This is a genomic window from Massilia aquatica (genome assembly GCF_011682045.1).
Classification (GTDB): Bacteria; Pseudomonadota; Gammaproteobacteria; order Burkholderiales; family Burkholderiaceae_D; genus Telluria_A; species Telluria_A aquatica.
Genome location: NZ_VVIW01000015.1, coordinates 56,032 through 80,620 on the forward strand (window position 1 = coordinate 56,032; position 24,589 = coordinate 80,620).

General features: G+C 64.5%; 28 protein-coding genes and 1 pseudogene. 23 read left to right on the top strand and 6 right to left on the bottom strand.

Going from position 1 to position 24,589, the window contains the following annotated elements; all coding sequences use genetic code 11:
• Positions 1-77: 77 nt before the first annotated feature.
• The 4 genes from F1609_RS22115 to F1609_RS22130 all read left to right on the top strand — a co-directional run bounded on the left by F1609_RS22115 (position 78) and on the right by F1609_RS22130 (position 2,565).
• Positions 78-767, top strand: coding sequence for a YcbK family protein (locus tag F1609_RS22115; RefSeq protein WP_167078930.1), 690 nt, complete (start codon positions 78-80; stop codon positions 765-767).
• A gap of 67 nt (positions 768-834) precedes the next feature.
• A complete protein-coding gene (locus F1609_RS22120; RefSeq protein WP_167078827.1) occupies positions 835-1,317 on the top strand; it encodes a hypothetical protein in 483 nt (160 codons plus the stop codon).
• 429 nt (positions 1,318-1,746) lie between these two features.
• Complete coding sequence (locus F1609_RS22125) at positions 1,747-1,956, top strand: I78 family peptidase inhibitor (RefSeq protein ID WP_167078828.1); 210 nt, start codon at positions 1,747-1,749, stop codon at positions 1,954-1,956.
• A gap of 81 nt (positions 1,957-2,037) precedes the next feature.
• Positions 2,038-2,565: a hypothetical protein gene (locus F1609_RS22130; RefSeq protein WP_167078829.1), complete on the top strand. Its 528-nt coding sequence runs from the start codon at positions 2,038-2,040 to the stop codon at positions 2,563-2,565.
• Between the two features lie 114 nt (positions 2,566-2,679).
• Here the strand turns inward: F1609_RS22130 and F1609_RS22135 are convergent, their stop codons facing one another.
• The 5 genes and pseudogenes from F1609_RS22135 to F1609_RS22155 all read right to left on the bottom strand — a co-directional run bounded on the left by F1609_RS22135 (position 2,680) and on the right by F1609_RS22155 (position 4,522).
• The gene (locus tag F1609_RS22135) at positions 2,680-2,988 is read right to left on the bottom strand and encodes a hypothetical protein (protein WP_167078830.1); all 309 of its coding nucleotides are present in this window, start codon (positions 2,986-2,988) and stop codon (positions 2,680-2,682) included.
• Positions 2,989-3,057: 69 nt separating this feature from the next.
• Positions 3,058-3,450: a hypothetical protein gene (locus F1609_RS22140; RefSeq protein WP_167078831.1), complete on the bottom strand. Its 393-nt coding sequence runs from the start codon at positions 3,448-3,450 to the stop codon at positions 3,058-3,060.
• Positions 3,451-3,695: 245 nt separating this feature from the next.
• A complete protein-coding gene (locus tag F1609_RS22145) occupies positions 3,696-4,031 on the bottom strand; it encodes a CCDC90 family protein (protein WP_167078832.1) in 336 nt (111 codons plus the stop codon).
• Positions 4,032-4,158: 127 nt separating this feature from the next.
• Positions 4,159-4,246, bottom strand: a pseudogene (locus tag F1609_RS22150).
• A gap of 63 nt (positions 4,247-4,309) precedes the next feature.
• Complete coding sequence (locus F1609_RS22155; protein WP_229422002.1) at positions 4,310-4,522, bottom strand: DUF3460 family protein; 213 nt, start codon at positions 4,520-4,522, stop codon at positions 4,310-4,312.
• A 122-nt stretch (positions 4,523-4,644) separates the two neighbouring features.
• Between F1609_RS22155 and F1609_RS22160 the strand changes: the two genes are divergently transcribed.
• The 4 genes from F1609_RS22160 to F1609_RS22175 all read left to right on the top strand — a co-directional run bounded on the left by F1609_RS22160 (position 4,645) and on the right by F1609_RS22175 (position 9,027).
• Positions 4,645-5,073, top strand: a complete 429-nt coding sequence (locus F1609_RS22160; protein ID WP_167078833.1) for a hypothetical protein — start codon at positions 4,645-4,647, stop codon at positions 5,071-5,073.
• Positions 5,074-5,106: 33 nt separating this feature from the next.
• Positions 5,107-5,913, top strand: coding sequence for a transporter substrate-binding domain-containing protein (locus F1609_RS22165; RefSeq protein WP_167078834.1), 807 nt, complete (start codon positions 5,107-5,109; stop codon positions 5,911-5,913).
• 15 nt (positions 5,914-5,928) lie between these two features.
• Positions 5,929-6,594 carry an amino acid ABC transporter permease gene (locus F1609_RS22170; protein WP_167078835.1) on the top strand — a complete coding sequence of 222 codons (666 nt, stop codon included), beginning with the start codon at positions 5,929-5,931 and terminating at the stop codon, positions 6,592-6,594.
• Positions 6,595-6,774: 180 nt separating this feature from the next.
• The gene (locus tag F1609_RS22175) at positions 6,775-9,027 is read left to right on the top strand and encodes a putative bifunctional diguanylate cyclase/phosphodiesterase (RefSeq protein ID WP_167078836.1); all 2,253 of its coding nucleotides are present in this window, start codon (positions 6,775-6,777) and stop codon (positions 9,025-9,027) included.
• 51 nt (positions 9,028-9,078) lie between these two features.
• On the opposite strand, the gene F1609_RS22180 is transcribed toward F1609_RS22175, so the two are convergent.
• Positions 9,079-10,755, bottom strand: coding sequence for an electron transfer flavoprotein-ubiquinone oxidoreductase (locus F1609_RS22180; RefSeq protein WP_187363101.1), 1,677 nt, complete (start codon positions 10,753-10,755; stop codon positions 9,079-9,081).
• 162 nt (positions 10,756-10,917) lie between these two features.
• Here F1609_RS22180 and F1609_RS22185 point away from each other — a divergent pair, with 162 nt between their 5' ends.
• The 15 genes from F1609_RS22185 (at position 10,918) to F1609_RS22255 (ending at position 24,587) form a co-directional block, all read left to right on the top strand.
• Positions 10,918-11,694, top strand: a complete 777-nt coding sequence (locus F1609_RS22185; RefSeq protein WP_126072629.1) for an SDR family oxidoreductase — start codon at positions 10,918-10,920, stop codon at positions 11,692-11,694.
• Between the two features lie 352 nt (positions 11,695-12,046).
• Positions 12,047-12,781 carry a beta-ketoacyl synthase chain length factor gene (locus F1609_RS22190; protein ID WP_167078837.1) on the top strand — a complete coding sequence of 245 codons (735 nt, stop codon included), beginning with the start codon at positions 12,047-12,049 and terminating at the stop codon, positions 12,779-12,781.
• Positions 12,774-13,547, top strand: coding sequence for a lysophospholipid acyltransferase family protein (locus F1609_RS22195; protein ID WP_167078838.1), 774 nt, complete (start codon positions 12,774-12,776; stop codon positions 13,545-13,547). The genes F1609_RS22190 and F1609_RS22195 overlap by 8 nt, the downstream gene beginning before the upstream one ends.
• The gene (locus F1609_RS22200; protein WP_167078839.1) at positions 13,540-13,794 is read left to right on the top strand and encodes a phosphopantetheine-binding protein; all 255 of its coding nucleotides are present in this window, start codon (positions 13,540-13,542) and stop codon (positions 13,792-13,794) included. Before F1609_RS22195 ends, F1609_RS22200 begins: the two co-directional genes overlap by 8 nt.
• Positions 13,795-13,804: 10 nt before the next feature.
• Positions 13,805-14,074: an acyl carrier protein gene (locus F1609_RS22205; RefSeq protein WP_229422003.1), complete on the top strand. Its 270-nt coding sequence runs from the start codon at positions 13,805-13,807 to the stop codon at positions 14,072-14,074.
• A 5-nt stretch (positions 14,075-14,079) separates the two neighbouring features.
• Entirely contained in the window at positions 14,080-14,628 is a 549-nt protein-coding gene (locus F1609_RS22210; RefSeq protein ID WP_167078840.1) for a COG4648 family protein, read from the top strand.
• A complete protein-coding gene (locus F1609_RS22215; protein ID WP_167078841.1) occupies positions 14,621-16,342 on the top strand; it encodes an ApeI family dehydratase in 1,722 nt (573 codons plus the stop codon). The genes F1609_RS22210 and F1609_RS22215 overlap by 8 nt, the downstream gene beginning before the upstream one ends.
• 13 nt (positions 16,343-16,355) lie before the next feature.
• Positions 16,356-17,432, top strand: coding sequence for a class I SAM-dependent methyltransferase (locus F1609_RS22220; RefSeq protein ID WP_167078842.1), 1,077 nt, complete (start codon positions 16,356-16,358; stop codon positions 17,430-17,432).
• 21 nt (positions 17,433-17,453) lie between these two features.
• A complete protein-coding gene (locus F1609_RS22225) occupies positions 17,454-18,179 on the top strand; it encodes a glycosyltransferase family 2 protein (protein WP_167078934.1) in 726 nt (241 codons plus the stop codon).
• Complete coding sequence (locus tag F1609_RS22230) at positions 18,176-19,123, top strand: lysophospholipid acyltransferase family protein (RefSeq protein ID WP_167078843.1); 948 nt, start codon at positions 18,176-18,178, stop codon at positions 19,121-19,123. The genes F1609_RS22225 and F1609_RS22230 overlap by 4 nt, the downstream gene beginning before the upstream one ends.
• Entirely contained in the window at positions 19,113-20,666 is a 1,554-nt protein-coding gene (locus tag F1609_RS22235) for an HAL/PAL/TAL family ammonia-lyase (RefSeq protein ID WP_167078844.1), read from the top strand. Before F1609_RS22230 ends, F1609_RS22235 begins: the two co-directional genes overlap by 11 nt.
• Positions 20,659-21,093 carry an acyl-CoA thioesterase gene (locus F1609_RS22240; protein ID WP_167078845.1) on the top strand — a complete coding sequence of 145 codons (435 nt, stop codon included), beginning with the start codon at positions 20,659-20,661 and terminating at the stop codon, positions 21,091-21,093. The genes F1609_RS22235 and F1609_RS22240 overlap by 8 nt, the downstream gene beginning before the upstream one ends.
• Positions 21,090-21,692: an outer membrane lipoprotein carrier protein LolA gene (locus F1609_RS22245; protein WP_167078846.1), complete on the top strand. Its 603-nt coding sequence runs from the start codon at positions 21,090-21,092 to the stop codon at positions 21,690-21,692. The genes F1609_RS22240 and F1609_RS22245 overlap by 4 nt, the downstream gene beginning before the upstream one ends.
• Positions 21,689-24,052 carry an MMPL family transporter gene (locus F1609_RS22250; RefSeq protein ID WP_167078847.1) on the top strand — a complete coding sequence of 788 codons (2,364 nt, stop codon included), beginning with the start codon at positions 21,689-21,691 and terminating at the stop codon, positions 24,050-24,052. The genes F1609_RS22245 and F1609_RS22250 overlap by 4 nt, the downstream gene beginning before the upstream one ends.
• Positions 24,045-24,587 (top strand): DUF3261 domain-containing protein, encoded by a 543-nt coding sequence (locus F1609_RS22255; RefSeq protein WP_167078848.1) that lies wholly within the window; start codon positions 24,045-24,047, stop codon positions 24,585-24,587. The genes F1609_RS22250 and F1609_RS22255 overlap by 8 nt, the downstream gene beginning before the upstream one ends.
• The last annotated feature ends 2 nt before the right edge of the window (positions 24,588-24,589 follow it).

A 24,589-nucleotide genomic window follows, 5' to 3' on the forward strand; every position in this document is an offset into this window, starting at 1 on the left:
GCCTTGTTTACTGAGTATTCGACATGGCCACGCGCAGAGATTTTTTACATCAAGGTTTATGCCTGTCCACCATGGGCATGATTTCCGTTCCACTGATTGGCTGCGGCAGCGCAAGCGCTGCGCCGTCGGCGGCGGACAAACCCAAACGCCCGGTCCAGGCCAGCAAAGCGGGCAAGAGCGCCCCGCTGGCCCCGGCGTCCCGTGCGGCGGTGCCGGGCGCGGCGTCCGCGTCGACCGAACTGGCGCCGCCTCCCGACATTTTCGATGCGCAAGCACTCGATCTCGATTTCTGGCTCAAGCCGCGCGTGCTGACGATGATTCGTCCGCAAAGCGGCGAAAAAACCAAGGTGCTGTACTGGAAGGATGGCCATGTCATCGATGCCGCCTATCAGGAGTTGTGCCACTTGATGCGTGACGTCAATGGCAAGGAAACCGCGCCGATCGATCCCAAGCTGTTCGAAACCTTGTGGGGCACCCAGGCTTTCCTGGAACGCTACGGGATCGAGCAGCCGCTGGAGATTTTGTCTGGCTACCGCACCTCCAGGTCGAACGACAAGCTGCGCGAAGCGGGTGTACCGGCGGCGCGCCAGTCGCTGCATATCGAAGGCAAAGCGGCCGATATCCGCATCGCCAACCTCAACAGCGAAGTGCTCGGCGGGCTGGTGCGCAGCTTCCGCCAGGGCGGCGTGGGCTACTACTACCGTTCCGGACCGCGCGGCGGCTGGATTCATGCCGATACCGGGCTGAAACGGACCTGGAAAGGTTAATTGCCGCGCCGCTTTCCATTCGGCTGTATTTATGTCACTATGGATTTTTAATTGCCGAGTGACAATCATGCGTCTGTTTTTCGCCATCGTTGCGTTGAGTGCAGCATCCGGCTTGGCTACCCTGGCCTGGTCGGCTGACAAGGCTCGGCAGGCCACGCCTGCGGCTGGCCAGTCCGCCCCCGACCCGGAAGTGACAAAGCGCGCCGGGGAAGGGGAGCGCGATGCGCGCATGGCGATTGCCCAAGGCAAGGACCGGTTGCAACTGAGTGCGGGTGGCGGGCCACCGCCGCGTCCGGAAGAAGTGGAGCCCATGCGGCTGCACGCCGAGATTCCGGTGCAGGTCATGAAAAAGCATGGCATCGAGGCGGTCGTCAGCTCCACCGGCTGCGATATGCAGGCGGCGAGCCGGCAGGCGGCCTATGCTACGGCTTACAACGCTGTCATGGACGCGCATTTGCGCAAAAAGCGCGGCCCCGACTACCGCAAGGACATCGACGCCGAGATCGCGGCGCAGTTGAGCACGGCACTTGCCGCGTTGGACAAGCGCTAAGTGTCACACCCGGCCGGCGCCATGCGTAGCGCGGGCGCCGGCCGGGCAAGCGTTACTTCGTGCCGTTCAGCATGATGGTTTTGGTTTCGCCAGCAGCAACATCTTCCTTCGAGGTCAACAAGCCGCCCTGAACGCCGTGAAATGGCACGGTCCAGGTCAATTCGCTACGCATGTACTATGAGCCCGCAGGCAACTTGGTGAATGTGAAGTGGCCGTCCGCATCCGCAGTGGCGCTGCGGCGCGCTTTGGTAAAACCTTCGGAGGGCGGCAGGCAAGCGCGGTGCATCCATACGCACGGTTGAGCACAGGATGCGGCCGACTGCGCAGATCGTTGATGTGCTCGCTATGCCGGAGTCGCCACGCCGCTATGATCGTTAAACAGCCTTGCTGGCTGCCGCAGTCCAACCATATCAATGAATGGAGAACGACATGGATCATCACACCTGGCCTTGGAAACTTCCGGAAAGCGTGCCGCTTTCGCTGCGCGATTTGATCGGCCGGCCTGTCCGCACGGTGCGGCCTGATGACGTGATTACGCTGGAATATATGGTTGGCCGGATTACCTTCTTCCTTGATGACGCCGGCCTGGTGACCGAGATCGGCTTCGAGCCGGAAGGGCCGGCCACGCGCATGGCTTAAGACGTTTGCTTTCAGCACAGGCCGCCTCCAGTGGCCTGTTTGCCAGAGTGAGGACGCCAGCCCAGGCGCCAACATGCGCGCATGACAATTCCCAAACGCCTGTATTTATGCCAAGATGCATTTTTACTTGCTGATAGATTAAATATGCGCTCATTTTTCGCTCTCCTCGCGCTCAGCGCCGCGGCGTGGACCGCCACCCCGGCCTGCGCTGCCGACCGCGCCACATCGCCCGCCGAACAAGCGCTTGAGGAAATTGGACGCTTCTCGACCAAGCGCGGCGAGCGCGATGCCCGCATCGCGATTGCCCAAGGGGCGGAACGCCTGTACCAGTATAACGGCGGGGGCGCGCCGCGACCGCAGGAAGAACTGGAGAAAGAGCGGTTTGAACTGACGGTGAGACAGCGGGTCATGAAAGCCCGTGGCATCGCGTACGAGCCGAGCGGCGCCGGCTGCGACCCGAGGGATGCCGCTTCCGCGTATAACTACACGATGGCCTTCAATGCGGTGATGGACGCGCATTTGCAGCAAAAATTGGGGCCAGATTACCGCAGGCGGATTGCCGCTCAGATCCAGGCCGAACTGGCGGTCGCGCGGATGCCTGGCCGCTGAGTTAGCCCTGGCCGAGCCCTTGCAAATGGCTTCAACCGCAAGCGCCACCCGGCCTGACGCGCCAGCCAGGACGGGTGGTGTCTCGACATCAGGACCATTTCTTTCAGGAAATGCTCAGGCGATGCTGTCCAGAATTCCTTTCATCACAAGTACGTCGGATGCGATCGCTTTGTCCGGCTTGCCTTTCTTCATGGAAGCGACCTTTACCGACAGGATCTCTTGCATCCTTTCCCTGGCCGGCGCATACACCCTGCCCAATAATCCCCACGCCTGGAAGCCGCACGCCCGCCGGAACACTTCCGAGATGGGTTCGTCCGGCACCGGGTTGTCGTGCAGCCAGACGAATGCTTCCAGTGCGTCAGGGTAGTTGCCTTGCACGACTAACTGACATGCCCTGATATACGTTTCCTTCAGCTGCTCCATATGCCATCTCCACGTTAGGGAAATGGATTGGACCGGGCAAGGGAACCGGGAGTTCGCGAGCGGCTTCTTTTAATAGGGCCCGCGATAGCTGTCCAGCCAGGTCCAGTCGCCGCTATGGCAGCTCGCCGCGCAATTTCGCAGGAAATCGTTGATCACCATCCTGCAGTTGTAGCGGCCCTCGCTGTCGCGCGCGGTGGTCAGCTCGCACACCACATCCAGATTGATCGAGGCGGGTATGCAAATCGATACCTTGCAGCGCTGCGGATCTTTGTGCGCGTCGCGCAGGTTGGCCAGCGGGTCGCCTCCGGCCACGTTGCGGATCAGGCCGGGAGGGGCGCACATCGGCCGCTGAGCGCCAAATGCCGGCTCCGTACGCCCAATGGTCGCCGGTCCGGCGCTTGCCCGTGAAGCGCCGGGCGCCATCAACACCAGCATCACGCCAAGCGCGAGTTTGTTCTTCATAGCATCCCTGTCAAAATTGTTGAGCTCGAGACACAAGCGAAATGGACGCACGCCGGCGGCCAGGCCCTGTGGGTGGGAGCTGGAATTGGATGTAACCGGGAGTTAATATACTGTATGAATGTACAGTAGTAAACTGGAAAAAACATGAGGGCGGCGGGTCAGGGGCGAAGTGCTACCTGAGACGATATGGTGTAGACCAGGCTGCCAGTGTGAAGATCGGAGCGGAGCGAATCGGGCGGCGGGTGTCAGTGGCGTTCGTCAGGCGTGTGCGAAGTCGAGCTGGCGGGGGAATCGCCTGGCATTGAGTGTGGAGCTGTCGGGATCGTAATCACGATCAGCGGCATCGCCGACGGGGCCTTTGGCGGCACCTTATTGAAAAGAAATGTCATGATAGCGAGTCCAATCGTCCCGAGTAACAGGACGATGCCGACAAGCCATTTGAGGGTGTCGGCCTGCGATTTGTGCAATGACGCCTCGAACCGCGCAAACTGCGCGTCCATATTGGTTTTTAGCGACGAGAGGCCGCTTTCAAGGGTGAGTTCGATCGAAGCGAGCCTGCCGTCGACTTTCGTCTCGAGCACTTTCAGCTTTGCATCGACTTCTTCTCGGCTTGGGCTTTGTCATCATGCGACCTTCAGTCGCGCCGTGGCGATTGCCAGCCGGGGCGCGCAATGACTCCGCGATTGGCTGCGTGAACGCTGTCGAATCTGGTGCGTGGTCCAGGAATCGAACCTGGTTATCAGTCATTCGGCCTGAGACCTTCCCGACTGGGCTTTACCGGATAAGCGAACCGCGCACTTTCATCATAGTCAGAAAATTCAAAAATGCAATTAAAATTTACGTTTGTCAATAAACTGATTCAATCGTACACATAGGGCTTGACCGGCAGCGCATTCTCGCGCTGCTTGTCGAGCTCATCGAGATCGACGCGCTGATCCCACCAGATATCCCAGCCGCGCCGGCGCTCCTGTTCCACTTCCGGATGGCGCGCCAGGAAGTCATGGATGAATCGATCGAATTCGGACACGTAGCCCCTGCCCGCAGGACGGTATTTCTCGCTGTGCTTCATCATCAGTCCTCCGGTTAACGCTACTATGACCACCCATGCGCGCAATGGTTCCACGCTGGTTCCATGTACGCGCGGCTGAAAATGCCGTACGATACGCGCCGTTATCGCTTAACTGTCAGGACGCAATGAACTCAGAAACATCCGGCCCAGCGCCAGCGCCGGCGCCGCGCTTTCGCCCCCGTCCCTGGACCGCCCTGGAAACCGCGCAAGACGTCGAGCTGTGGATCGACGAGCACAACCAGAGCCTGACCGAACACATCGCCCCGCACGAAACCGGCTACGGCGTCTGCTTCACCCTGGCCGTGGGCGGCAATATCTATATGCAGACCAGCGCTGACGCCGTCATCCTCGATGTCGACGACGATGCCGCGTGGATCGCGCCGCTGATCATGGCCGCCACCGGCGTCGAGGCGCCGCAGGGCCAGCTATGGATCCTGCCGGACGACAAACTGGTCCAGCTCATCATTGGCCTGTCGACCCTGGTTGAGAGCACCACCCTGGTGGTCGGACACAATTTTGGCGGACGCCACCGTAAGGCGAGCTATTCGCGCTAAACTGTTTTTCTTTTCCATAACATTGCCGCTTCCATGCCCATTCGCTCCCGCCGCTTTGCCTTGACCCTGATCCTCGGACTGATTGGCGCCGCCCTGGCCATGCCGGCTGGCGCTGCCGACCTGCTCGCCACCGTCAAGGCGCGCGGCACCTTGAAGATCGCCATGGAAGGCACTTATCCGCCCTTCAATTTCAAGGACTTGAAGGCCAACCAGCTGGCCGGCTACGATGTCGATGTCGCCACCTTGCTGGCGGCGCGCATGGGCCTCAAGCCCGAGTTCGTCACGACCGAGTGGAGCGCCATCCTGGCCGGTCTGGCCGCCGGCAAGTTCGATGTGGTGATCAGCCAGGTCGGCATCAATCCCAAGCGCGAGCAAACCTTCGATTTTTCCGAGCCGTACACCTATTCCAACCCGCAACTGATCGTGCGCAAGAACGAAAAGGCGACCTACGCCGGCCTGGCCGAACTCAAGGGCAAGAAACTGGGCGTGGGGCAGGGCAGCGTGTACGAACAGCAGGCCAAGGCCGTGCCCGGCATCGAGGTGCGCAGCTACCCCGCCGCGCCGGAAGCGCTGCAGGACCTGGCGTTCGGCCGCATCGACGCCGCCCTCAACGACAGCCTGATGGTGGCTTACCTGTTAAATCATTCCAAGCTGCCGATCCAGGCCGGCGCGCGCGTCGGCAATGTCGAGCGCATGGGCATTCCTCTCCGCAAAGGCAACCCGCAGCTCAAGGCCGCCTTGAACCGCGCGCTGGCCGAAGCCCAGGCCGACGGCAGCCTGAAAAAGATCTCGGTCAAGTGGTTCGGCAGCGACGTCAGCCGCCCGGCCGCACAGCCCTGATCCGGGGCGCTGCCGATGGATTGGGCGGGACTGGCCGAACTGCTGCGCGATGCCGCGCCGTCGATGCTCAAGGGCACCGGCTACACGGTACTGTTTGCGCTGGCCTCGATGCTCGGCGGCCTGTTGCTGGGCTTTCCCACGGCGCTGATGCGCCTGTCGCGCTGGAAACTGGTGCGCGCCCCGGCCGAACTGTACGTCAGCGCCATGCGCGGCACGCCGCTGCTGGTGCAGTTGTACGTGATCTATTACTGGCTGCCCAGCATCGGCATTGACTTCCCGCCGGTGGTGGCGGGCGTGCTGGCGCTCTCGCTCAATGCCGGCGCGTTCCTGTCCGAGAGCATCCGCGGTGCCGTGCTCGGCGTGAGCCAGGGCCAGTGGCGCGCCAGCTTCAGCCTCGGCCTCGGTTACTGGCCGACCCTGTATCACGTGGTGCTGCCGCAAGCCTTGCGCGTGGCCGTGCCGTCGATGAGCAACACCTTGATCAGCCTGATCAAGGATACCTCGCTGGTCTCGGTCGTCACCATTAGCGAGCTCATGCTTGCGACCAAGGAAGCGGTCGCCGGCAGCGCCAATCCCTTGCCGCTGTATATGACAGCGGCCCTGATTTACTGGTGCCTGAGCCTGCTGTTCGAAGCGCTGCAGCGCCATCTGGAACGGCGCCTGAACCGCGCGCACCGCTAACGTTTCCAGCGCCCCGCGCGAATCTGCGGCGCGATCGCGGCTGTCGCTCGACATCGCGCTCGACATCGCGCCTTTGCCCATGCTAGTCTAGTCGACAGTGCTTCCACTCTCCGTTGTGCGCTGCTTGCGTGCCGCTGCGTGGCAGCTGTCCGCTGGCGTGTGCAATGTGTGCGAGGTGAGATGGACAACGATCACGATCCGGCGGCACAAAGCAACTCCCCGCTAGCGCGCGCCCGCCGCGCCGACCATGCCTTGCCCGGCGGCGCTTTCGCTTTTCACGCCGGCCAGCCTGCGCCCGGTCCCGCCGATGCCGTCAGCGGCGTGCGCGCCGGCGCGCCGGCGCCGGCCCTCGATATCAGCACAGGCGTGACCGTCGAGCGCCTGCGTCACGAGCAAGACCTGGCGCGCTCGGGCGACCTGTACCTGCTGGCCCCGGTCGGCTACTTCCTGCTCGCCTTTGATACGACCATGCTGCAGGTCAACCTGGCTGGCGCCACCATGCTCGGGGTGGCGCGCGCCAATCCCGGCCTGCATCATTTCCGCTCGTTCGTGGCAGCCGCCTTCCTGGCCGATTTCGACGGCTTTTTTGCCCGTTCCCTCAACAGCGGCAAGGGCGAAACCTGCCGCATGCGGCTGCGTACGCCGGACAATGGCGGGCTTGATGTCACCCTGCACGGCAGCGCCGACGGCAGCGGCCAGGCCTGCCGCCTGATCGTCGAGCGCGCCGAAGGCCGCCAGGCTGCGCTCGAACGCAGCGAAGAACGCTTCCGCCGCATCGTCCACAGCGCCGGTGAAGGCATCTGGGAGATCGACGCGGCCGCCCGCACCACCTTTGTCAACCCGCGCATGGCGCAGATCCTTGGCTACAGCATCGAAGAGATGCTGGCGCGACCCTTGCTCTCGTTCATGGACGACGCCGGCATGGCCATGCTCGAGCAGTGCATCGCCGAACGCGCCCAGGGCGTACCGGTGTCCTGCGAATACCGATTCATCGGCAAGGATGGCAGGGAAGTCTGGACCACCATGTCGACCAGCCCCATCCTCGACGCCGACGGCGCCTGCCTCGGCGTACTGGCGCTGGTCACCGACATCACCGAGCGCAAGCAGTCAACCGAGCTGATCTGGCATCAAGCCAATTACGATACCCTCACCGGCCTGCCCAACCGCCACATGTTCATGGACCGGCTCGGGCACGAGACGCGCAAGGCCGATCGCGGCGCCGCCTTCCTGGCGCTGCTGTTCATCGACCTCGACGACTTCAGGCAAATCAACGGCCGCCTGGGCCATGCGCGCGGCGACCTGATCCTGATCGAGGCCAGCCGCCGCATCGCCAGCTGCGTGCGCTCGAGCGACACCCTGGCGCGCTTCGGCGGCGACGCGTTTACGGTGATCTTGTCCGGCCTCGACCATATCGGCAGCGTCGAGCGCATCGCCCACGCCATGGTGGCCGCGCTGGCCTTGCCGTTCGAGGCGGGCGGCGAAAAAGCGTACCTCACGGCCAGCATCGGCATTGCCCTGTATCCGCCGGATGCGCGCGACACCGGCCAGCTGGTCGCGCGCGCCGACCGCGCCATGCTCGCCGCCAAAGAAGCCGGCGGCCACCAGTTCAGCTATTTCACCCCGAATCTGCAGCAGGCGGCGCAGGCGCGCCAGAGCATTGCCGACGACTTGCGCGCGGCCATCGCGCTACGCCAGTTCGAGATCGTGTACCAGCCGATCGTGTCGCTCCGGACGGGCGCCGTGCACAAGGCCGAGGCGCTGCTGCGCTGGCGCCATCCCACCCGTGGATTGCTGGGGCCGGCCGAGTTCATCCCGTTTGCCGAGTCGAACGGGCTGATCGTCGAGATCGGCGACTGGGTGTTCCGCGAGGTGGCGCAGCAGGTGCGGCGCTGGCAGCACAGCATCGACCCGTCGTTCCAGATCAGCGTCAACAAGTCGCCCGTGCAATTCCGGCGCGATGCCGACCTGTATTTAAGCTGGCTCGATTACCTCAACGAGCTCGGTTTGCCGCCGCACAGCATTGTCATCGAGATTACCGAAGGGGTGCTGTTCGAAGGGACAACCCAGGTCATCGAGCGCCTGCGCCAGTTCCGCGCCATGGGCCTGCAGGTGGCGCTGGACGACTTCGGCACCGGCTATTCCTCGCTGTCGCACCTGAAACGTTTCGATATCGATTACGTGAAGATCGACCAGTCGTTCGTCGCCACCTTAGAGAACGACGTCGGCGACCTGGCGCTGTGCGAAGCGATCATCGTCATGGCGCACAAGCTGGGCCTGAAAGTGGTGGCGGAAGGGGTGGAGACCAAGGTGCAGCGCGCGCTGCTGGTCGATGCCGGCTGCGACTACGCGCAGGGCTATGTGTTTGCCAGGCCGATGCCGGCGCAGGAATTCGAAGCGATGGCGGCAGCCGGCGTGCCGCGCTTGCCGCACTGACGCTGCGCCACTGGTTGCGGCGCCTGCGGGCGCAACCAGTGGGGGGCAGGCTTACATGCCCGGATAGTTCGGACCACCGCCGCCTTCCGGCGTGACCCAGACGATATTCTGGGTCGGATCTTTAATATCGCAGGTCTTGCAATGCACGCAGTTCTGCGCATTGATCTGCAAACGGTCCTTGCCATCGTCGGTCTTCACATACTCATACACGCCCGCCGGGCAATACCGCGACTCCGGACCGGCATACTGCGCCAGGTTGACCGACACCGGAATGCTGTCGTTCTTGAGCGTCAGGTGAATCGGCTGGTCTTCCGCATGGTTGGTGTTCGAAATGAACACCGATGACAGGCGGTCGAAGGTCAGCTTGCCATCCGGCTTCGGATAGGCGATCGGCGCATAATTGGCCGCCGGCTTGAGGCACTCATGGTCGCCATAATCGCGGTGCAAGGTCCACGGCGCCTTGCCGCGCAAGATCAACTGGTCGATGCCGGTCATGATCGAGCCGAGGTACAGCCCTTTCGACAGCCACGGCTTCACATTGCGCGCCACGTGCAATTCCTCGTGCAGCCAGGATTGCTCGAAGGCGGTCGGGAAGGTCGACAATTCATCGTGCTGGCGCTGCTCGCCCAGCGCCGCGAAGGCCGATTCGGCCGCCAGCATGCCGGTCTTGATCGCCGCGTGGCTGCCCTTGATGCGGCTCATGTTCAGGAAGCCCGCCTCGCAACCGATCAGCGCGCCACCCGGGAACACCAGCTTCGGCAAGGCTTGCAGGCCGCCTGCCGTGATCGCGCGCGCGCCGTACGAAATGCGCTTGCCGCCTTCGAAGAAGGTGCGGATTTCCGGGTGCGTCTTGTAGCGCTGGAATTCTTCGTAGGGCGACAGGTACGGGTTCTCGTACGACAGGCCGATCACATAGCCGACCATGACCTGATTGTTTTCCATGTGGTACAGGAAAGAACCGCCATACGTATCTGATTTAAGCGGCCAGCCGGTGGTGTGGATCACCAGGCCCGGCTTGTGTTTGGCCGGATCGATTTCCCACAGTTCCTTGATGCCGATACTGTACGACTGCGGATCCTTGCCCTTGTTCAAGTCGTACTTGACCATGAGCTGCTTGCCGAGGTGACCGCGCGAACCTTCGGCGAACAAGGTGTACTTGGCATGGAGTTCCATGCCGAGCTGAAAGGCTGCGGTCGGCTTGCCATGGCGGTCGACGCCCATATTGCCAGTCGCTACGCCCTTGACCGAGCCGTTCTCGTTGTACAGGATTTCGGCGGCGGGGAAGCCCGGGAAGATTTCCACGCCCAGCGCTTCGGCCTGCTGGCCCATCCAGCGCACCACATTGCCCAGCGAAATCACGTAATTACCGTGGTTTTCGAAGCAGGCAGGCACCATGAAGCCCGGCGTCTGATAGGCCTTGCTTTCGGTCAGGAACAGGATGCGGTCTTCGGTGACGGCGGTATTCAGCGGCGCGCCGAGTTCTTTCCAGTTAGGAATAAGTTCAGTCAATGCGCGCGGGTCCATTACGGCGCCGGACAGGATATGGGCGCCGATTTCGCCGCCTTTTTCCAGTACGCACACGGAAACTTCCTGGCCCTTGTCGGCCGCCATCTGTTTCAGGCGGATGGCGGCGGCCAGGCCGGCGGGGCCGCCGCCGACGACGACAACGTCGTACTCCATTGCTTCGCGCGGACCGTATTGTTCGAGGATATTAATAGGCTCTGTCATGGTCTCTTCATGGGATAGAAAAATTTAAGCACGAGTGTGCGGCTTTTTGTCGAGGATTGCAAACGTTGCGCCATTTTACGGACAATATTAGACGCTGCCATCTAATACTGGCAATTTGTGACATCATTATGCTTTCGCAAGACCACCGCACAGGAGCCGATCGTGGGTATTGAAGTAAATTTCGAAGGAAAAATCGCACTCATTACCGGCGCCTCGAGCGGGCTGGGCGCGCGTTTCGCCAAGGCCCTGGCCGGCGCCGGGGCCCAGGTTGTGCTGGCCTCGCGCCGTACCGACCGCCTCAAAGAGCTGCGCGCCGAGATCGAAGCCGACGGCGGCGCCGCGCACGTGGTCACGCTCGACGTGACCGACCTGGCCAGCATCAAGTCGGCCATTGCGCACGCCGAGACCGAAGCCGGCCCGATCGATATTCTGGTCAACAACTCGGGCGTATCGACCACCCAGCGCCTGGTCGACGTGACCCCGGAAGACTACTCCTACGTCATGGACACCAATCTGCGCGGCGCGTTTTTTGTGGCGCAACAAGCCGCCAAACGCATGATCCAGCGCGCCAAGGGCGATCCGAAAAAACAGCACCGCATCATCAATATTGCCTCGGTAGCCGGCCTGCGCGTGCTGCCGCAAATCGGCGTGTACTGCATGAGCAAAGCCGGCGTGGTGCAGATGACCAAGGCGATGGCGGTCGAGTGGGGCAAATACGGCATTAACACCAACGCCATCTGCCCCGGCTACATCTCGACCGAAATCAACGAAGATTACTTTGCCACCGAACAAGGCCAGAAACTGATCGACATGCTGCCGCGCAAGCGCCCTGGCAAGCCGGAAGACCTCGACGGCCTGCTGCTCCTGCTTGCCGCCGAAGAAAGCCACTTCATCAACGGCGCCATCATCACCGCCGATGATGGTATGACCGCGCAGTAATGTAAAAGTTCGTGATCCCCCAGCCGGTGTCCCCCAACTGGTGTCAGACCTGACACCGAGGGGCGGGGCTGGATTTTGCAGCTCGCTATTTTGCAACACCCACTATCCTGCTAGTATTTTCCGCCTTCACACAGGCCGAGAATCGTCTTTGTTGCTCCCCAGTCCCTCTCAAGCCCTTCCTTCTGTTGTTTATCAGATATTTGTTTGCATATAATCCGGTAACAGTGGGACAATTCGCACTTGTGTTGCTTGGCGCTACTTTAGTTTCTCGGATGGAAGTATTCCTCTAGGAGCCAGTATTACCGGCAGTTTATAATTTAGGCTGTACGTACCTTAGAGAAATTACTACCCAATGCGAGTAGACGGGCTGACGTTTTCCATTGCTGCGCATTCGGCGTGGGCGCCCGGTCTGGCAACCGCCGAGGAATGGGCCGCATGGGCGCAGGCACCGACCCGGATCGGCACCGGCGCCGACCCGGCGGTGGCGGCGATGCCGCCCATGCTGCGCCGCCGCGCCGGCTTCCTGGGCAAGATGGCGCTCGAAGTGGCTTACCGCTGCCTGGACGGACGCACCGATATTCCGGCGGTCTTCTGCTCGCGCCACGGCGAAGTGTCGCGCGCTGTGGACCTGCTGGGCGAGCTTGCGCGCGGCGAGCCGATGTCGCCGACCGGTTTCGGCCTGGCCGTGCACAACGCCAGCGCGGGTCTGTTCTCGATCGCGCGCACCGACCGCGCCAATCACATGGCCCTCTCGGCCGGCACGGCGACCGTTGAACATGGCGTGGTCGAAGCCTGCGGCCTGCTGGCCGACGGCGCGTCGATGGTCCTGCTGGTGGCGTACGATTGCGCGCTGCCGCCGGCGCTGGCGCACTTTGAAGATTGCGACGAACAGCCGCACGCGTGGGCATGGCTGGTGACCGCGCCCGGCCATGATGCCATCAGCCTGGCCTGCGATGGCAGCGATGGCGACGCCGCATCGTCCACCCAGCCCGGTGGCCTGGATGTGCTGCGTTTTCAGTTGAGTGGCGCGCCACGCCTGGTGCGCCACTCCGGCCCGCAAAGATGGACCTGGACGCGCAATGGTTAACCGGATCGGCCGGTACTGGCGCGTGCTCGCCACCGGCCTGAGTTTTCTCGCTTTCGGGATCGGCGGGCTGCTGCTGCGCATCCTGGTGTTCCCGCTGCTGCAGCTGGTGGTGCGCGAGCGCAGCGCAAGGGTGACCGCGGCGCGCGCCATCCTGCGCCTGACGTTCCGCGCCTTTGTGGGCCTGATGCGCGGCCTGGGCGTGCTGCGCTACGAATTCATCGGCCTCGAAAAACTCGAACGCGGCGGCCTGCTGATTCTGGCGAACCACCCATCGCTGATCGACACCGTGTTCCTGATGGCCTTCGTCAAGCGCGCCGACTGCATCGTCAAGAGCCACTTGTGGAACAACCCGTTCACGCGCGGCCCGGTACGCGCCGCCGGCTACATCAGCAACGACAGCGGGGAGCAATTGGTCGAGGCGTGCATCGCCTCCCTGCGCGCCGGGAACAACCTGATCATCTTCCCGGAAGGGACGCGCACCCCGGCCGGCGGCGCCATCAGCCTCAAACGCGGCGCCGCCAACATCGCCGTGCGCGGCGCGCGCGACGTGACGCCGGTCGTCATCGACTGCCAGCCGCCCACGCTCGGCAAGGGCGACAGGTGGTGGCGCGTGCCGGAGCGCTTCGTGCAGTTCCGGCTTGAAGTGAAAGACGATATTGCGATCGACGCCTTCCTGGGCGCCGGCGCGAGCGACGTGATGGCGGTGCGTCATCTGACGGATCACCTGCAACGATTTTTTACTGGAGAGTACCAAGGCCATGCTTGAAACAGAAGTGAAACAACTGATCATCGACGTCCTGCAACTGGAAGATATTGGCGTCGACGACATCGACAGTGCCGCGCCGCTGTTCGTCGAAGGCCTGGGACTGGACTCGATCGACGCGCTGGAACTGGGCGTCGCGCTGCAAAAGCGTTACGGCATTTCGCTGTCGGCCGATTCGGACGACACGCGCAGCCATTTCGCGTCGGTGCACGCGCTGGCGGCGCTGATTGAAACCCACCGCAAAAAGTAATGGAGGTTGTATGGTAGACGTAAACAAGATGAGCCGCGACGAGCTGCAAGCGTGGGTCGTCGATCTGCTGGCCGAGATGTTCGAACTCGATAAATCGGCACTGACGGCCGACTCGAACCTGTACGCCGATCTCGATATCGACAGCATCGATGCGGTCGACCTGGCGGTCAAGCTCAAGCAGCTGACCGGCAAGCGCCTGCAGCCGGAAGTCTTCAAGACCATCCGCACCATCGGTGACGTGGTCAATGCGCTCGACGGCCTCGCCTTGGAGCAGGCGTAGTCGGCATGCGCCTGTTGGCCGCGCTGTCGGTGGTCCTCACGCTGTGCTATCCGCTGGCCATTTGGTATGGGCAGGGGAGGGTGGAGCCGCGCTGGCTGGCACTGCTGCTGGTGCTGGCCGCTTGCGCGCGCCTGCCGGCCATGAAAGCCAGCGTGAGCGCGCGCTGGTCGGCCGCTGGCGCCCTGCTGCTGGCGGCGCTGACGGTGCTGGGCAACGGCATGCTGCCCCTGAAGCTGTACCCGGTGCTGGTCAACGCCGGCCTGCTGGCGGCCTTCGGGTACACCTTGAGCACCCCGGTATCGATGGTCGAACGCTTTGCGCGCATGCGCGAGCCGGACCTGCCGCCGGCGGCGGTGGCGTACACGCGCACCGTCACCAAGGTATGGTGCGGGTTTTTCGTGGTGAACGGCGCCGTTGCGCTGGGCACCGCGCTGTGGGCTTCGCAAGAGGTTTGGTCGCTGTACAACGGCGTGATTTCGTACGGCCTGATGGGCGTGCTGTTCGCCGCCGAATTTTTGGTACGCCTGCGCTTTAAGCGATTGCATCATGGTTGATTTTTTTTCTGTTCTGGGCGCGCGCGATGGCGCCGCCATCGCCGGTTGGCGCGACGGCGCACCTGTCAGCGTGGCCGCCTTGCGCGCGCGGGCAGGCGCATGGCGCGCGCTAGCCCTGCGCACGGCCGGCGTCAACGCCGCCCTGTACATCGAAGACAGCCTGGAATTTTGCGCCGCGCTGCTTGGCGCCTGGCAGGCCGGCAAAACCGTCTGGCTCAGCGCCGACACGCTCGACGCCAGCTGCGCCGCACTGGCGCGCTCGGTCGACTGTTTCCTGGGCGAGTTCCCGGCGCGCTGGGCTGCACTGCACCCAAGCGACGACGACGCCTGCGCGCTGCCATGGAGCGGGCCCGATGCCGGCTTCCCCGCGCTGGTGGTCCACACCTCCGGCAGCACCGGCGAGCCGCAGGCGATCCCCAAAAAACTGTCGCAGCTGACCTGCGAAGTGGCTACGCTCGAAGCCCTGTTCGGCCCCGCCATGATCGATGCCGACATCGTCGCCACGGTCTCGCACCAGCACATCTACGGCCTGCTGTTCAAGGTCCTGTGGCCGCTCGCGGCCGGCCGCGCCATCCACGCGGCCAGCCTGGCCTTCCCCGAACAACTGGCGCTTCTGCTGGGCCAGCGCCCGTGCGTGCTGGTGGCCAGCCCGGCCCACCTGAAACGCCTGCCGTCCCACCTGGACTGGAGCGCCGCCGCGGCCTGCCTGCGCGCGGTGTTCTCGTCCGGCGGCCCGCTGGCGCCCGAGGCCTCGGTGGCGGCCGGCCACCTGCTCGGCCACGTGCCGACCGAAATCTACGGCAGTTCGGAGACCGGCGGCGTGGCCTGGCGCCGCCACCATCCCGGCTCGCCCGGCGCATGGGAGCTGCTTCCCGGAGTCGGCTGGCGCATCGCGCCGGACAGCGGCCGCCTCGAAGTGCGCTCGCGCCACCTGGGCGACGACGGCTGGCTGGAACTGGAAGACCGCGTCAGTCCCGCCGCGGACGGACGCTTCCTGCTGCTCGGACGCGGCGACCGCCTGGTCAAGATCGAAGAAAAGCGCATCTCGCTCGACGCCATCGAAGCGGCCTTGCTGGCCTCCGGCTTTGCCAGCGAAGCGCGCGTGATCGTCTGCCCCGAGCGCGCCGGCGAGCGCCAGGTGCTGGCCGCCTTTGTCATTCCATCGGCTAGCGGCCGCGCGCTGCTCGATGCCGAGGGCAAGCAGGCACTCAATGCGCTGCTGCGCGCCCACCTTGGGCGCGTGGTGGAGGCGGTCGCACTGCCGCGCCGCTGGCGCTATCTCGACCAACTGCCGTTCAACGCCCAGGGCAAGACCACGCAGGCGCAGCTGCTTGCCTTGCTTGGCGTGGGCGACGCCCGTCCGCGCCTGCCGCAGGTGCGCCTGATCGAGCGTGATGACAAGCATGACCAGCAGCGCGTCCTGCTCGAACTGGTGGTCCCATCGACCCTGTTCTACTTCGACGGCCACTTCACGCAGGCGCCGGTGCTGCCCGGCGTGGTGCAGGTCGACTGGGCGATCCGCTATGGACGCGAATACTTCGCGCTGGCGCCGGCCTTCCGCGGCATCAACGCGCTCAAGTTCCAGCAAGTGGTGCGGCCCGACGTGCCGTTCCACCTGGAGCTCAAATACGACAGCGCAAGCTGCACCCTGCATTTCCGTTACTTCTCCGACGCCGGGCAGCATGCCGGCGGCCGTATTCTGTTTGGTCCTTAACCTGAAGCGTCGCATGCTAGATAAAAAATTCTCCCCTGAACGCCAGACTGCCTTTGACGCCCGTTTCGAAGCGCAGAAAATCGCCTTCGGACCGGTGGTCTTCCAGTGCGTGCGCTACGCCTGGAAGCGCGGCATGCTGCAAACGCTGGCCGACGCCGGCGAAACGGGGCTGACTGTGACCGAGATGGCGGCCAGCGGGCGCTGGACCGAGTACGCGCTCAAGGTGGTGCTGGAAACCTGCCTGTCGGCCGGGGTGGTGTTCGTGCATGGCGGGCGCTATGCGCTCGACAAGGCGGGCTTTTGCGTCCTTACCGACAGCATCACCCAGATCAATATCGACTTCAATCACGACGTCTGCTACCAGGGCCTGTTCAAGCTGGACCAATCGCTCGACGCCGAAAAGCCGATCGGCTTAAAAGCTTTAGGCGAGTGGCCCACCCTGTACCAGGGCTTGTCGGAACTGTCTGAGCCGGCCAAGACCAGCTGGTTCGCGTTCGACCACTATTATTCGGACACCTCGTTCCCGTCGATCATGCCCGACGTCTTCGCCACCGCGCCGCGCAAGGTGATGGACGTGGGCGCCAACACCGGCAAATTCAGCTGCGTCGCGCTGGACTACAACGCCAGCGTCGAACTGCACCTGGTCGACCTGCCGCGCCAGTTATCGGTCGCCGCCACCGCGCTCGAGGCGGCCGGCGTGCGCCAACGCGCGCACCTGCATCCGACCGACCTGCTCGACCCGGCCCTGGCGCTGCCGTCCGGGATGGACGTGATCTGGATGAGCCAGTTCCTGAGCTGCTTCTCGGAGCCGGCCATCGCCACCATCCTGCAACGCGCCGCCGCCGCCCTGGCGCCGCAGGGCCAGCTGCTGGTGATGGACACCTTCTGGGACCGCCAGCGCTACGACATTGCCTCCTACTGCCTGATCAACACCTCGCCGTACTTCACCGCCATGGCCAGCGGGAACAGCAAGATCTACGAGAGCGGCGACTACGTGCGCCTGGCCGAAGCGGCCGGCCTCACCCTGCTCACCGCGCGCGACGGCATCGGCTACTGCCACTCGCTGCTGCGCTTTGGCCGCGCGGAGTAAGCCGTGTTCAAGCCCTGCGTGATGATCCCCGTGTATGACCACGAACACGCCATCGGCGCCGTGGTCGAGGCGGTGCTCGCGCACGGCCTGCCTTGCATGCTGGTCGACGATGGCAGCAAGAACTCGTGCGCCCTCGTGCTCGACCAGCTGGCGGCAAAGCATCCGGACAAGGTGATGCTGGTGCGCCACGCCGTCAACCAGGGCAAGGGCGGGGCGGTGCTGACCGGTTTTCGCAGCGCCGCGCAAGCCGGCTACACCCACCTGCTGCAAGTCGATGCCGACGGCCAGCACGCCACCTCCGACATTCCGCGCTTCATCGCGCTCTCGCGCCTGCATCCGCACGCGGTGATTGCCGGCTGTCCGGTATACGATGAATCGGTGCCGAAGCTGCGCCTGTATGCGCGCTACCTGACCCACGTCTGGATCTGGATTAACACGCTCTCGTTCGCGATCCGCGATTCGATGTGCGGCTTTCGCATTTACCCGGTGGCGCCGGTGCTCTCGTTGGCAAGCCGCTGCACGCTGGGCAAGCGCATGAACTTCGACCCCGAAATCCTGGTGCGCCTGTTCTGGGACGGCGTACAGGTGGTGAACCTGCCCACCCGCGTCACCTACCCGAGCGACGGCGTGTCGCACTTCAACGCCTTTCGCGACAATGTGCTCATTTCGCGCATGCACACGGTGCTGTTCTTCGGCATGCTGATCCGCCTGCCCAAGCTGTTGGCGCGCAAATGGCGGAGCGCATGACGCGCCTGCACGCCAGCCACTGGGCCTCGATCTCGGAATCGAGCTTCGTGGGCGGCATGCGCCTGCTGTTCTGGGTGTGCCGCGTGTTCGGGCGCTGGCCGTTCCGCGTGGTGCTCTATCCGGTGCTGGCCTGGTATGTGCTCACCAAACCGGCCGCGCGGCGCGCCTCGATGACCTACCTGGAGCGCGTGCGCGCCTTTGCCCCGGTACCCACCGGCTGGTACGGCGTGCTGCGCCACTTCGGCAGCTTTGCCGAAGCCATTCTCGACAAGATGCTGCTGTGGGGCGGCCTGTTCGACACCGCCTCGGTCGGCCACGTCGGCATGGCGCCGATGCGGCGCCTGCTCGATGAAGGACGCGGCGCGGTGCTGGTCTGCTCGCACCTTGGCAACGCCGACTTGTGCCGCGTGCTGTCGAACGACGTGCCGGGCCTTAAACTGACGGTGCTGGTGCACACGCGCCACGCGCAGGCCTTCAACAACATGCTCGCTTCGCTCGATCCGCGCAGCCAGACCAACCTGCTGCAGGTAACCGAGATGAACCCGGCCACGGCGATGATGCTGGCCGAGCGGGTAGGGCGCGGCGAATTCGTCGTCATCGCCGGCGACCGCGTTCCGGTCTCGCCCGATCCGCGCGTAGCAACGGCCCCGTTCATGGGCAAGCAGGCCGCATTCCCGGTCGGCCCCTACGTGCTGGCCTCGATCCTGCAATGCCCGCTCTACACCATGTTCTCCACCCGCGTTGGCGGCGGCTACGAAGTCCACTTCGAACTGCTGCGCGAATCAGTACGCCTGCCGCGCAAGGGCCGCGACGACGCGGTGGCGGCCATTGCCGCCGATTATGCGGCGCGCCTGCAGCACCACTGCATCCGTTCCCCGCTCGAGTGGTTCAACTTTTACGATTTCTGGCACTTACCCCATCTGGACAAGCACGATGCACCCTGAACCGAGCACCACCCGCCGCGCCGTCATTTTCGACCGCGAGCGCCTCACCATCGAGGATATCGTCGACATCGCGCGCGGCAGCGCCAGCGCCCAACTGTCGCCTGATCCGGTGTTCCGCGCGGCGATCGCGCGCGGCGCCGACTTCCTCGACCGCCTGCTGCGCGAGGACGGCACCATCTACGGCGTGACCACCGGCTACGGCGACTCGTGCACGGTCTCGATTCCGCCCGAGCTGGTGGCCGAACTGCCGCACCACCTGTATACCTACCACGGCTGCGGCCTGGGCGACTACCTGACGCCTGCGCAAACGCGCGCGGTGATGGCCACGCGCCTGGCGTCGCTCTCGAAAGGCTTTTCGGGCGTGAGCGTGGAACTGCTGGAGCAGATCGCGCGCCTGCTCGATGCGGACCTGCTGCCGCTGATCCCGAGCGAAGGCTCGGTCGGCGCCAGCGGCGACCTGACCCCGCTGTCCTATCTGGCGGCGGTGTTGTGCGGCGAGCGCGAAGTCTGGCGCGACGGCGTGCAGGTCCCGGCCGCGCAAGCCTTGCAGGACGCTGGGATTGCGCCGCTGCGCCTGCGCCCGAAAGAAGGGCTGGCGATCATGAACGGCACCGCCGTCATGACCGCGCTGGCCTGCCTGGCGTACGAGCGCGCCGGGTACCTGACGCGCATGTGCACGCGCATCACCGCCATGGCCTCGTTTGCGCTGGACGGCAACGCTCACCATTTTGATGAAACCCTGTTCTCGGTCAAGCCGCACGCCGGCATGCAGGGCGTGGCCGCGTGGCTCCGCGCGGACCTGGACGTGGGCCAGGCCGAACGCAACGGCAAACGCCTGCAGGACCGCTACTCGATCCGCTGCGCGCCGCACGTCATCGGCGTGCTGGCCGACGCGTTGCCGTTCTTCCGCCAGTCGATCGAAAATGAACTCAATAGCGCCAACGACAACCCGATCATCGACGCCGAAGGCGAACGCGTGCTGCATGGCGGCCATTTCTATGGCGGCCATATCGCCTTTGCCATGGACGGCATGAAGAACGCGGTCGCCAACCTGGCCGACCTGCTGGACCGCCAGATGGCGCTGCTGGTCGACAGCCGCTACAACCACGGCCTGCCGGCCAACCTGTCCGGCGCCGAAGGGCCGCGCGCGGCCATCAACCACGGCCTGAAAGCCTTGCAGATCAGTTCTTCGGCGTGGACCGCCGAAGCGCTGAAACTGACCATGCCAGCCTCGGTGTTTTCGCGTTCGACCGAATGCCACAACCAGGACAAGGTCAGCATGGGCACCATCGCCGCGCGCGACTGCCTGCGCGTGCTCGATTTGACCGAGCAGGTCGTCGCCGCGCTCCTGATCACGGTGCGTCAGGGTATGTGGCTGCGCCTGCGCGTCAATCCCGAGCATCGCGCGCCGCAGGCGTTGATGGAGATGATGGAAAAAATCGGCCTGGACGTGGCGCCGGTGGTGGAAGACCGCCGCCTGGAGCCCGAGCTGCGCGTGCTCATTGCGCGCCTGCGCGAGCAAGCCTGGAGCCTGTATGCGTAGGGGCGCGCCGCCCAGCCCCTGGTTCGCCGAGACCGAGATGCAGGTCCAGTTCTTCGACCTGGACCCGATGCAGATCGTCTGGCACGGTAACTACGTCAAGTATCTCGAAGTGGTGCGCTGCGCGCTGCTCGACAAGATCGGCTACAACTACGAGCAGATGAAGGCCTCCGGTTTTGCCTGGCCGGTGATCGACATGAATCTGCGCTACATCGGCCCGGCCGTGTTCGGCCAGCGCCTGACCCTGCGCGCCGAAATCGTCGAATACGAAAACCGCCTCAAGATCGATTACCTGATCACCGACACGGCGACCGGCAAGCGCCTGAACCGCGCCAGCACCACCCAGGTGGCGGTCGATATCGCCACGGGCGACATGTGCTTCATGTCGCCGCCCGTGCTGTTTGAAAAATTAGGAGTCACCCCGCAATGAAACGCCTGATCCTGGCATTCGCCATCGCCGCCTCGTGCGCCGCCGCCAACGCCGCCGCGCCGATCGCCAACATACAGTCGCTGCTGGCCAAACCGGCCATGCTGTGCGGCCGCTTCGACCAGACCAAGCACCTGGCCGGCATGAAAAAGCCGCTTGCTTCGAACGGGCGTTTTTGCGTCGTTGCCGGCAAGGGCGTCCTGTGGCGCACCCTGAAGCCATTTCCGAACACCCTGCGCCTCACGCGCGACGAAATCGTCAGCTTCCAGGGTGAGCGCGTGGCGATGCGCCTCGAAGCGAAGCAGGAGCCGACCGTACGCATGATTAACAGCGTGCTGTTCTCGCTGCTGTCGGGCGACCTGGGGCAGCTGGAAACCCTGTTCGAGGTCGATGGCAATGTCGACGGCGGCAACTGGAACGTCGCCCTCAAGGCGCGCCAGCCGGCGCTGGCCAAAGCCATCGGCGCCATCTCGCTCGATGGCGGCGCGTACGTGAAGAATATCCAGATTGCCGAAGCATCGGGCGATAAAACCCTGATCGTTTTTTCCGAGATCAAAACGGGCGAGGGCGTCATGACGGCTGAAGAGGCGGCGCTGCTGTGAACACGGAAGTAAAGCGCCACAAGTGGCTGGCCTGGATCTGGGCCCTGGTGGTATGCGCCCTGCTGGGGCATAACGCCTACCTGTGGATCGTGCAGCGCATCGTGCCGGACACCGATATCCTGGCCCTGCTGCCGGTGCAGGAGCGCGACCGCGTCCTGCAGGAATCGTTTACCCACATGGTGGACGCGGCGCAGCAGCGCGTGATCGTGCTGGTCGGCGCCGCCGACTGGAACGACGCCAGGCGCGCCGCCGACGCCTACAACGCGGTGCTGGCGACCAGGCCCGGCGTGCTGGAAGCGGTCAAACTGTCCGACGAAACCCAGGGCGACTGGCTGGCGCCATTCCAGAAGCACAGCGTGGCTTTGCTGACCGCGCAGCAGGAAGCGCAGCTGCGCAGCGAAAGTCCGCAGTTCTGGACCGAAGCGGCGCTGGCCAAACTTTACTCCGCTTTCTCCGGCCCCAAATTGGGCGCCTTCCGCGACGATCCGTTCGGCCTGTTTTCCGGCTGGGTCCAGGAACGCGCGCAGGAAACGCCGGTGCGCCCGCGCGACGACAAGCTGTTCGTGGCCGACGCCGAACGCCAGTATGTATTGATGCCGCTGACGATGCGCGCCCCGGCGTTCTCGATGACGGCCCAGCAAACCGTGGTGCCGCTGCTCGAACAGGCCAGACAGGCCGCGCTGAAGGCTGCGCCGCAGGCCAGGGTCATCACCGCCGGCGTGGTGCTGCATGCCTCCGCCGCCAGCAGCCAGGCCGAAGGCGAAATGTCGACCATTGGCGTCGGTTCGCTGGCCGGCATCGTGCTGCTGACGTGGTTTACCTTTCGCTCGCTGCGCCCGATCGCGCTGGTGCTGCTCTCGATCGGGATCGGTTTTCTCGGTTCGCTCTCCGTGTGCTGGCTGCTGTTCGGCCGCATCCACCTGCTGACCCTCGTTTTTGGGGCGAGCCTGATCGGGGTGGCCCAGGATTACGGCATCTATTACCTATGCAACCGCCTCAGCGCCGACCCAGGCGAAAACTCGGTGCGCCTGCTCAAACGCCTGCTGCCTGGCCTGTGCCTGACCTTGCTGGCGGCGGTAATCGGCTACACCGGCCTCGGTTTCACGCCGTTTCCCGGCCTGCGCCACATGGCGGTGTTCTCCGCCGTGGGCCTGGTGTTCGCGTGGCTGACGGTGGCCTGCTGGTTCCCGCTGCTGGTCTCCGGCGGTACCCTCAAGAGCGGGGCGCTGGCACGGCGCTACGGCGCCGCACTGGCGCACTGGCCGCGCGCGCGCATGAACGCGCCGACCCTGGGCATCGCGGCGCTGTTCGTGCTGGTGGCCGGTTTCGGCTGGTCGCGCCTGGGCGTCAATGACGACATCCGCTCGCTGCAAACGCCGCCCAGGCATCTGATCGAGGACCAGATCAAACTGGGCAAGCTGCTCGATGCGCCGACGCCGGTACAGTACTTCCTGGTGCGCGGCGCCAGCGCCGAAGTGGTGCTGCAGCGCGAAGAAGCGCTCAAGCGGCGCCTCGATCCTTTGATCGCGGCCAGGCGCATCGGCGGCTACCAGGCCATGTCGAACTGGGTGCCCTCGATCCGCACCCAGCTGGAACGGCGCGCCCTGGTCGAGACCAAATTGCTTTCGCCCGGCGGCCCGCTCGACGCGGTGGCCAAGGCCATCGACGAAGACAGCGCCTGGGTGGCCGCCACGCGCGCGCACCTGATGGCGCCGCGCACCCCGCTCACGCCCGGGGAATTCCTCAAGACGCCGCCGAGCGAGCCATGGCGCCATCTGTGGCTGGGCGATATTGACGGCACCCACGCCAGCATCGTCGCGCTGCGCGGCATGAGCATGGCCGCGCTGCCCGAGCTGCGCCGCGCGGGCGAGGGCATGGACGGCGTGCAGTGGGTCGACAAGGTCGCCGAGATTTCATCGGTGCTGGGCCGCTACCGCCAGTACATGGGCTGGGTGGTGCTGGCCGCCTACGCGGTGGTGCTGGTGCTGCTGTACCCGCGCTATCGCGGCAACGCATGGCGCGTGGTGGCGCCGACCGCGGTGGCGACCATCGCCACCCTGGGCGTGCTTGGCCTGGCCGGCCAGTCGCTGCAACTGTTCCATGTCCTGGCGCTGATGCTGCTGCTGGGGGTGGGCGTCGATTACGGCATCTTCATGCAGGAACACCCGGACCGGCGCGATACCACGCCGTGGCTGGCGGTGGGCCTGTCGGCAGCGAACACCATTCTGTCTTTCGGACTGCTGGGCCTGAGCGGCACCCCGGCCCTGCACGCATTCGGACTGACGATGCTGATCGGGACCGCGCTCGCGTGGCTGCTGGTCCCCTGTTTTACCAACGCCAAGGACACCAACCATGCCTAACGCCCGCCTTCTTCCGGCCCTGCTGGCCGCGGCGCTGCTGGCCGCCTGCGCCACACCGCCGGCACCGCTGGCGCGCCTCGGCATCAAACTCGCCCCGAGCGCGCTGGAGGCAAGCATCAGCGTGCAGCAGCACCTGAAAGTCGAGCGCAAGGGTCGTATCGACGAACTCGATGCCGCCGTCGAAGTCGATCCGCAGCAGGTGCAGATGGTCGGCCTGGCGTTCGGCCAGCGCGTCTTGAGCCTGAATTACGACGGCAAGGAACTGACCTCCTGGCGCCACATGATGCTGCCCAGGCAGGTGCGCGCCGACGACGTGCTGGAAGACATGCAGCTCACCTTGTGGCCGGCCGAGGCGATTGCGCGCAGCCTGCCGCCGGGCTGGCGCATCGAAGACGCCGGCCTTTCCCGCACCCTGTACCTCGATGGCGCGGTGGTGGCCACGATTACCTACACGCAGATGCCGCGCTGGAGCGGCACTGTGACCCTCGATAACCTGCGTTACGATTACCGCCTGACCATCGAGTCGGCGCCTTAAAC

Excerpts from the sequence above, each read along its gene's own strand:
- F1609_RS22115 (WP_167078930.1), top strand. The coding sequence starts at position 78 with ATGATTTCCGTTCCACTGATTGGCTGCGGCAGCGCAAGCGCTGCGCCG.
- F1609_RS22120 (WP_167078827.1), top strand. The coding sequence starts at position 835 with ATGCGTCTGTTTTTCGCCATCGTTGCGTTGAGTGCAGCATCCGGCTTG.
- F1609_RS22125 (WP_167078828.1), top strand. The coding sequence starts at position 1,747 with ATGGATCATCACACCTGGCCTTGGAAACTTCCGGAAAGCGTGCCGCTT.
- F1609_RS22130 (WP_167078829.1), top strand. The coding sequence starts at position 2,038 with ATGACAATTCCCAAACGCCTGTATTTATGCCAAGATGCATTTTTACTT.
- F1609_RS22135 (WP_167078830.1), bottom strand. The coding sequence starts at position 2,988 with ATGGAGCAGCTGAAGGAAACGTATATCAGGGCATGTCAGTTAGTCGTG.
- F1609_RS22140 (WP_167078831.1), bottom strand. The coding sequence starts at position 3,450 with ATGAAGAACAAACTCGCGCTTGGCGTGATGCTGGTGTTGATGGCGCCC.
- F1609_RS22155 (WP_229422002.1), bottom strand. The coding sequence starts at position 4,522 with ATGATGAAGCACAGCGAGAAATACCGTCCTGCGGGCAGGGGCTACGTG.
- F1609_RS22160 (WP_167078833.1), top strand. The coding sequence starts at position 4,645 with ATGAACTCAGAAACATCCGGCCCAGCGCCAGCGCCGGCGCCGCGCTTT.
- F1609_RS22165 (WP_167078834.1), top strand. The coding sequence starts at position 5,107 with ATGCCCATTCGCTCCCGCCGCTTTGCCTTGACCCTGATCCTCGGACTG.
- F1609_RS22170 (WP_167078835.1), top strand. The coding sequence starts at position 5,929 with ATGGATTGGGCGGGACTGGCCGAACTGCTGCGCGATGCCGCGCCGTCG.
- F1609_RS22175 (WP_167078836.1), top strand. The coding sequence starts at position 6,775 with ATGGACAACGATCACGATCCGGCGGCACAAAGCAACTCCCCGCTAGCG.
- F1609_RS22180 (WP_187363101.1), bottom strand. The coding sequence starts at position 10,755 with ATGACAGAGCCTATTAATATCCTCGAACAATACGGTCCGCGCGAAGCA.
- F1609_RS22190 (WP_167078837.1), top strand. The coding sequence starts at position 12,047 with ATGCGAGTAGACGGGCTGACGTTTTCCATTGCTGCGCATTCGGCGTGG.
- F1609_RS22195 (WP_167078838.1), top strand. The coding sequence starts at position 12,774 with ATGGTTAACCGGATCGGCCGGTACTGGCGCGTGCTCGCCACCGGCCTG.
- F1609_RS22200 (WP_167078839.1), top strand. The coding sequence starts at position 13,540 with ATGCTTGAAACAGAAGTGAAACAACTGATCATCGACGTCCTGCAACTG.
- F1609_RS22205 (WP_229422003.1), top strand. The coding sequence starts at position 13,805 with ATGGTAGACGTAAACAAGATGAGCCGCGACGAGCTGCAAGCGTGGGTC.
- F1609_RS22210 (WP_167078840.1), top strand. The coding sequence starts at position 14,080 with ATGCGCCTGTTGGCCGCGCTGTCGGTGGTCCTCACGCTGTGCTATCCG.
- F1609_RS22215 (WP_167078841.1), top strand. The coding sequence starts at position 14,621 with ATGGTTGATTTTTTTTCTGTTCTGGGCGCGCGCGATGGCGCCGCCATC.
- F1609_RS22220 (WP_167078842.1), top strand. The coding sequence starts at position 16,356 with ATGCTAGATAAAAAATTCTCCCCTGAACGCCAGACTGCCTTTGACGCC.
- F1609_RS22225 (WP_167078934.1), top strand. The coding sequence starts at position 17,454 with ATGATCCCCGTGTATGACCACGAACACGCCATCGGCGCCGTGGTCGAG.
- F1609_RS22230 (WP_167078843.1), top strand. The coding sequence starts at position 18,176 with ATGACGCGCCTGCACGCCAGCCACTGGGCCTCGATCTCGGAATCGAGC.
- F1609_RS22235 (WP_167078844.1), top strand. The coding sequence starts at position 19,113 with ATGCACCCTGAACCGAGCACCACCCGCCGCGCCGTCATTTTCGACCGC.
- F1609_RS22240 (WP_167078845.1), top strand. The coding sequence starts at position 20,659 with ATGCGTAGGGGCGCGCCGCCCAGCCCCTGGTTCGCCGAGACCGAGATG.
- F1609_RS22245 (WP_167078846.1), top strand. The coding sequence starts at position 21,090 with ATGAAACGCCTGATCCTGGCATTCGCCATCGCCGCCTCGTGCGCCGCC.
- F1609_RS22255 (WP_167078848.1), top strand. The coding sequence starts at position 24,045 with ATGCCTAACGCCCGCCTTCTTCCGGCCCTGCTGGCCGCGGCGCTGCTG.